Annotated in this window: 6 protein-coding genes and 1 pseudogene; 3 read left to right on the top strand and 4 right to left on the bottom strand. The window is 69.1% G+C overall.

What is annotated here, in order from left to right; translation table 11 throughout:
• From ACIRDX_RS19695 to ACIRDX_RS19680, 4 genes and pseudogenes are all read right to left on the bottom strand, one after another.
• Positions 1-395 (bottom strand): annotated as a pseudogene (locus ACIRDX_RS19695) (glycogen debranching enzyme GlgX); the annotation flags it as partial.
• A 195-nt stretch (positions 396-590) separates the two neighbouring features.
• Positions 591-1,040: a hypothetical protein gene (locus ACIRDX_RS19690; protein ID WP_396627144.1), complete on the bottom strand. Its 450-nt coding sequence runs from the start codon at positions 1,038-1,040 to the stop codon at positions 591-593.
• On the bottom strand, positions 1,037-2,473 hold the full coding sequence (locus ACIRDX_RS19685; protein ID WP_396627143.1) for a TIGR01777 family oxidoreductase: 1,437 nt from the start codon (positions 2,471-2,473) through the stop codon (positions 1,037-1,039). Before ACIRDX_RS19685 ends, ACIRDX_RS19690 begins: the two co-directional genes overlap by 4 nt.
• 102 nt (positions 2,474-2,575) lie before the next feature.
• A complete protein-coding gene (locus ACIRDX_RS19680; RefSeq protein WP_396627142.1) occupies positions 2,576-3,055 on the bottom strand; it encodes a fasciclin domain-containing protein in 480 nt (159 codons plus the stop codon).
• Between the two features lie 230 nt (positions 3,056-3,285).
• Between ACIRDX_RS19680 and queA the strand changes: the two genes are divergently transcribed.
• The 3 genes from queA to ACIRDX_RS19665 all read left to right on the top strand — a co-directional run.
• A complete protein-coding gene (gene queA, locus ACIRDX_RS19675; protein WP_396627141.1) occupies positions 3,286-4,482 on the top strand; it encodes a tRNA preQ1(34) S-adenosylmethionine ribosyltransferase-isomerase QueA in 1,197 nt (398 codons plus the stop codon).
• A gap of 137 nt (positions 4,483-4,619) precedes the next feature.
• Entirely contained in the window at positions 4,620-5,048 is a 429-nt protein-coding gene (locus ACIRDX_RS19670) for a hypothetical protein (RefSeq protein WP_396627140.1), read from the top strand.
• Between the two features lie 212 nt (positions 5,049-5,260).
• On the top strand, positions 5,261-5,927 hold a 667-nt coding region (locus ACIRDX_RS19665; protein ID WP_396627139.1), incomplete at its 3' end, for a sulfatase-like hydrolase/transferase.

Below are 5,927 nucleotides of genomic sequence, written 5' to 3'. Positions count from 1 at the left end.
GCGTAGGCGGCGTTGTCGCGGTCGTCGCGGCTGTCGGGCGAGCCCACCGTGAACCCGAACATGCTGTCGTGCCACCGCACGTTGCGGCCGACGGCCTTGGCGTACGGGTCGAAGACGAGCTTGGCGGGGTTGAAGCGATGCCCGGCGCGGAGGTCGTAGGGCCCGTGGACCCGGTAGCCGTACAGCTGCCCGGGGCGCACCTCGGGCAGGTAGCCATGCCAGACCTGCTCGGTGCGTTGGCGCAGCGGCAGCCGGTGCGACTCACGCCCGGCGTAGGGCGAGTCGAACAGGCAGAGGTCGACGCCGGTCGCATGCTCGGAGAAGAGCGCGAAGTTGACGCCGATCCCGTCCCAGGTGGCGCCGAGCGGATAGGGAGAACCTGGCCAGACTTTCATCGCAACGGGCTGCTCCGCTTCGGCAGGGCGATGATCACCCCGCCCTGCAGTTCAAAGTTCAGAATTCGGAATGGAGAGGATGCCGGTCGCCGGACTCCGCGTGCCCTGCATTCTGAATTGTGAATTCTGAATTCCCCGTGCCGGCCGCTGGCTCTTCAGCGGACGTCACGGGGTAGCAAGTATGCCATCGGCGGCTCAGCTGCCGGACTGCAGGGCCCGGACGAGGACCCATCCCATCAGAATCGCCCGGAGGGACCAGGCGACCGTCCGGATCCAGTTGGTCCCGACCAGCGCCGCGTGCACCCGGGCGTCGTAGCCGCCACCCAGCTGGGCGTGCAGGGGCACCTGCACGAAGGCCGTCGACAGCCAGATCACGCCCACCAGCGCCGCTCCCGCCCAGGCCCAGCCGGCGGGCAGCACCGCCGGGCGGTCCTGCAGCAGCCACAGCGCGGTGCCCAGTTCCACGAGCATCACCGGACCCACGACGGGCGTGATCAGGCGCGAGTGGGCCTCGGCGAAGGCAGGGTAGGTGGCGCGCTCGGCGTGCGAGAACAGTGGGTAGTGGACGACCTGGATGACCCAGATCAGGCCCGTCAGGTACCACGTGGCCGCCGCGTTGGCCACGAGGAGCAGGGCGCCCGTCACGCCGGCGTGGCCTCGACCCGGCCCAGCGTGAACCGCAGGGCGTCCTCGAGGTGCGGGTGCGAGAACGCGTAGCCGGCCTGCGTGAGGGCGGCGGGCAGCACCCGCTTGCTGCTCAGCAGCTCGGCCTCCGCCATCTCGCCGAACAGCGTCGTGAGCACGAACCCCGGCACCGGGAAGATCGTCGGTCGCCGCAGCACCCGACCCAGCGTGCGCGTGAACTCGGCGTTGGTCACCGGGTGGGGCGACGTGACGTTGATCGGGCCGCTCACGCTGTCGTGCGTCAGTGCGAAGAGCAGCGAGCCGAGCACGTCTTCCATCCCGACCCAGCTGTAGTACTGCTCGCCAGAGCCGACGCGCCCGCCGACGCCCAGGCTGAAGGGCAGCTTCATCTTGCCGAGGGCGCCGCCGCGGGCGTCGATGATGATCCCGAACCGCGGGTGCACCACGCGGATGCCAGCCGCGCGCGCCGGATCGGCTGCGCTTTCCCACGCCAGGGACACATCCGACAGGAAGCCCTGCCCGGGCGCACTGGTCTCGGTGAGGTCTTCGGTGTCGCGATTGCCGTAGAAGCCGATGGCCGAGGCGCTGATGAACACGCGCGGCTTCACGGGCAGGGCCGCGAGCGACTCCGCCAGCGCCCGCGTCGGGCCCACACGGCTGTCGCGGATCTTCGCCTTGAAGGCCGGCGTCCAGCGCCCACCCGCGACGTTCTCGCCCGCGAGGTGGATCACGGCGTCGACGTGGCCGAGTGCCGCCGGGTCGACGAGACCGCGTTCAGGCGACCACTGGTGCTCGCCCGCGCGCGGCGTGCCGCGCACCAGCCGCACCACCTCGTGTCCGCCGCCCTGCAGGAACGGCACGAGGGCCGCGCCGACGAGGCCCGAGGCCCCGGTGATGGCAATCCGCATGGGAGTTCCTTGGCCGTGCCGCGCCAGATCGGCGCGCGTCACCCAGTGACGATACGCGAACATGCGCCGCAACACCCGCTCCACCATCGGCCGCGCTGGCCACGACAGCGGATCCAGCGGCAGCCGCCACGTCACTTCGTCGTGCAGCACGCAGGAACCGGGTTCCGGGTGCCGGGTACCGGGTACGTCACGGGGCGCTGCGCTCCCCGATACCCGCTCCCCGCTCCCCGTCTCAATCCTATGGATGTGAAGCCAGTACGAGAACGGGCCGGAGGCCTGCCGGTCTGCGAACTGGACGCCATCCTCGAAATGTGCGGGATCGTGCTGCGCATGCCAGGCGAGCGTGAGCGGACCCTGCGACAGCTCGAGCACGACACGGCCGTCGGCCAGGCCGCCCTCGCGCGACCGGACGCGCACGCGATCCCACGGCGGCAACAGGCGCGGCAGGGCAGACGGCTGGGCATGCCACGCGAACGCGCGGGCACGATCGACGGGCAGGGCGACGGAGAAGCGGCGGGTGATCACGGGAGTGCCAGACGAAAAACGCCGCTCCACACAGTGTGCGGAGCGGCGGAGTACGACAGGTGCTTCCAGTTCGTAGGCGTCGGCCATGGCCGACGCGCAGAACTAGTTGGCCTTCGGCAGGATGACGGTGTCGATCACGTGGATCACGCCGTTGCTGGTCGCCACGTCGGCCTTGATGACCTTGGCGCCGTCCACCGTGACCGTGCCGCCGTTGACGGCGATCTTCACGCTCTGGCCCTGGACCGTCTTGGCTTCCTTCAGCTTCACCACGTCGGCCGCCATCACCTTGCCGGCAACCACGTGATACGTGAGGATGGCCTTCAGCTTCGCCGTGTCCTTCAGCAGGGCCTCGACCGTGCCGGCCGGGAGCTTCTTGAACGCGTCGTCGGTCGGCGCGAACACGGTGAACGGACCGGCGCTCTTCAGCGTGTCGACCAGGCCCGCGGCCTTCACGGCGGTCACGAGCGTGTTGAACATCCCGGCACCCACTGCGGTGTCGACGATGTCCTTGGTCTGCGCGGAGGCGGGGGCGGCAGTGACGGCAACGGCAAGGGCGGCGGCAAGAGCAATACGACGAATCATGGCAAGTCCCTCCAAAAAGGACCGGTAGGGCGCGGTCTTCACCACGCCGTTCCTACGTGACCAACGCGCCCGGAAGGGGCGCCGCAAGTGCCGCATGGCGGCGGACGGAACTACGACGCCGGAGAGTGGCCGTGAGGATCCCGGCGCGTTGCGCTGGGGCTGACCTCGCGCCATCATGGCGACTTGTGTATTGACGCGCCCCGCGTCCGGAAGGCCCCACGAATAATTCGATGCGCGTCGACGAGTTCGATTTCCCGCTGCCCGAAACGCAGATCGCCCAGCACCCGCCGGCGGTGCGCGGCACCTCGCGTTTGATGGTGCTCGACCGCGCCACTGGCGCCACCACCATTGGTACTGTCGACGATCTGCCGGCGCACTTTCGCGCGGGCGACGTGCTCGTCGTCAACGACACGCGCGTGTTTCCCGCGCGTTTGTTGGGCCACAGACTGCCAGGCGGCGGACGGCTGGAATGCTTGCTCGTGGAGCGACTCAGGGCTCAGGGCTCAGGGCTCAGAGAGCACGCAGATGCGGACGGGGCTGGGGGCTTGGGGCTCGGAAGACAGGGAGGGCTCAGGGCTCAAGGCTCAGGGCTCGGAGAGCTTTCTGAAGGGGATCTGTGGGAAGCGCTCGTGCATCCCGGTCAGCGATTGAAGGTCGGCAGTCGGTTCGTGATCGACGCAGGCAGGAGTGAGGAATCCGGAGTCGGGAATAGAACGGCCGCCGCCGGTGTTATCCATGGGGAGATCCTCGGGCGAGGGAGTCACGGCAAGCGCACCGTGCACCTGCGTGCGGAGGGGTTTGCCGACGTCGACACGGCGATCGAGGCCCTTGGCCACATGCCGTTGCCGCCGTATATCAAGCGGCCGGACGCCACCGACGATCGCGAGCGCTACCAAACGGTGTACGGCACGCAGCGCGGATCCGTCGCCGCGCCCACGGCAGGGCTGCACTTCACGCCGGGGATGCTCGAGCGACTGCAGGCGATGGGCGTGGAGATCGTGCGCGTCACGCTGCATGTCGGCTATGGCACGTTCAAGCCGGTGCGCGTCGAGCAGATCGAGGATCACGAGGTCGATCCCGAGCGCTACCACGTATCGGAAGAGGCCGCCGCGTCGATCAACCGCGCGAAAGCCGAAGGTCGACGCGTGATCGTCGTCGGCACCACCAGCACGCGCGCGCTCGAGAGTGCGGTCGACGAGAACGGCCGCGTCCGCGCCGGGTCGGCCACCACATCGCTCTACATCAGGCCGGGCCACCAGTTCCGCGTGCTCGACGCGCTGATGACCAACTTCCACGTCCCGCGCTCGTCGCTGCTGTTCCTGGTCTGCGCCTTCGCCGGCCACCGCCACGTCATGGACGCGTATGCCAGCGCCGTCGCCGAGGGCTTCAGGTTCTACAGCTACGGCGACGCTATGCTGATCGAGTAGAACCCTGCGGTGGCGATTTGAAATTTGAACTTTGAAATTCTCGAGCGCCGGCTGCGCCTGGCGCGGCGAAGGCCGGAAGGCCAAGCCGCCGAGAATTTCGAATTTCAAATTTCAAATTGCCAGCTATCCTGTCGGCCATGCTGCGTTCGAAGTTGACCTTCCTCGCCGGCGCGCTCGCCGGCTCGGCGTTCACGGCGCTCGCGCTCACGGCGGGCTCGGCTGGCCTCCAGGCACTCCGCGCGCCAGAGGCGCAGGCGGCCAAGGCGGCGCCCAAGGCCGGGGCGATCAAGTACTCCACGCAGGTCGTGTTCGAGAACGAGCGCGTGCGCGTCAAGGACGTCACGTTCCCGGCCGGCGTGCTCGACACGGGCATGCACACGCACGACCTCGCGCACGTCGGCGTGATCCTCACCGAGGGCAAGCTCGTCTTCACCGAGCCTGATGGCAAGAAGGAGACGGCGTCGTTCACGAGCGGCAGCGTCGGCTTCCGCGCCGCCAACGCCACCCACATGGTGGCCAGCCCCGGCCCGCAGCCGATGCGCGTGATCGAGGTCGAGCTCAAGTGAGAGCGGCTGTGCCGCTCTCGTGCCGGCAGCCGTCAGTCGGCAGTCGGCAGTCCTCACGATCTGTCCGTGGCCGTCGACGCTGCGCGTCGACGGTCAGCGATCTCTCCCGAGAGATCGATCCTTCAGTTGGTGGCCGTCGACATGCTTGGCCCGCCGAAGCCGTGGCGAAGGCGGCGCCGACGGTCAGTGATCTTCCGCGACGCCTTTCTCTGATGGCCCTGTGCTTCGCTGCGGCGTTCCTCTTCCTCGCGACCGCCGCACAGGCACAATCCCCCGCGCCCCGACCCAACATCGTCGTCATCCTCGCCGACGACCTGGGCTACGGCGACCTCGCCTCCTACGGCCACCCGCTGCACCGCACGCCGCACCTCGACCAACTCGCGCGCGACGGCATCCGCGCCACCAGCGCCTACGCGCCGTCGCCGTCCTGCTCGCCGACGCGTGCGTCGTTGCTCACGGGTCGCTACGCGTTCAAGGTCGGCGTGCCCGCGCCGTTCTCACCGCGCAGCACCGGCGGCCTGCGCGCGCGCGAGCACGTCACGCTGCCGCGCGTGCTGCACGACGCCGGCTACCGCACGATGGTCGTCGGCAAGTGGCACCTCGGCGACCAGCCGGGCATGCGCCCGCTCGACCACGGCTTCGATCGCTTCGTGGGGTTGCTCTACAGCCACGACTACAAGGACCCGTTCGTCCAGACGCCCGAGAAGCTGGCGCTGTGGGATGGCGAGACGCGCCGCGTCGAGGAGCCGGACCCGGCCACGCTCACGCCCACCTACACGCGCGAGGCCGTCGCGTTCATCCGCGACAGCGCCGCCGCGAAGCAGCCGTTCTTCCTCTACCTCGCGCACTCGATGCCGCACGTGCCGCTGGCCGTGTCAC

Origin of the sequence: Luteitalea sp. (genome assembly GCF_044337415.1) — a bacterium.
Lineage (GTDB): Bacteria > Acidobacteriota > Vicinamibacteria > Vicinamibacterales > Vicinamibacteraceae > Luteitalea.
The sequence above is the reverse complement of the archived record's forward strand: the minus strand, read 5'-3'. Positions and strand labels throughout refer to the sequence as shown.

Excerpts from the sequence above, each read along its gene's own strand:
- ACIRDX_RS19680 (WP_396627142.1), bottom strand. The coding sequence starts at position 3,055 with ATGATTCGTCGTATTGCTCTTGCCGCCGCCCTTGCCGTTGCCGTCACT.
- queA (WP_396627141.1), top strand. The coding sequence starts at position 3,286 with ATGCGCGTCGACGAGTTCGATTTCCCGCTGCCCGAAACGCAGATCGCC.
- ACIRDX_RS19670 (WP_396627140.1), top strand. The coding sequence starts at position 4,620 with ATGCTGCGTTCGAAGTTGACCTTCCTCGCCGGCGCGCTCGCCGGCTCG.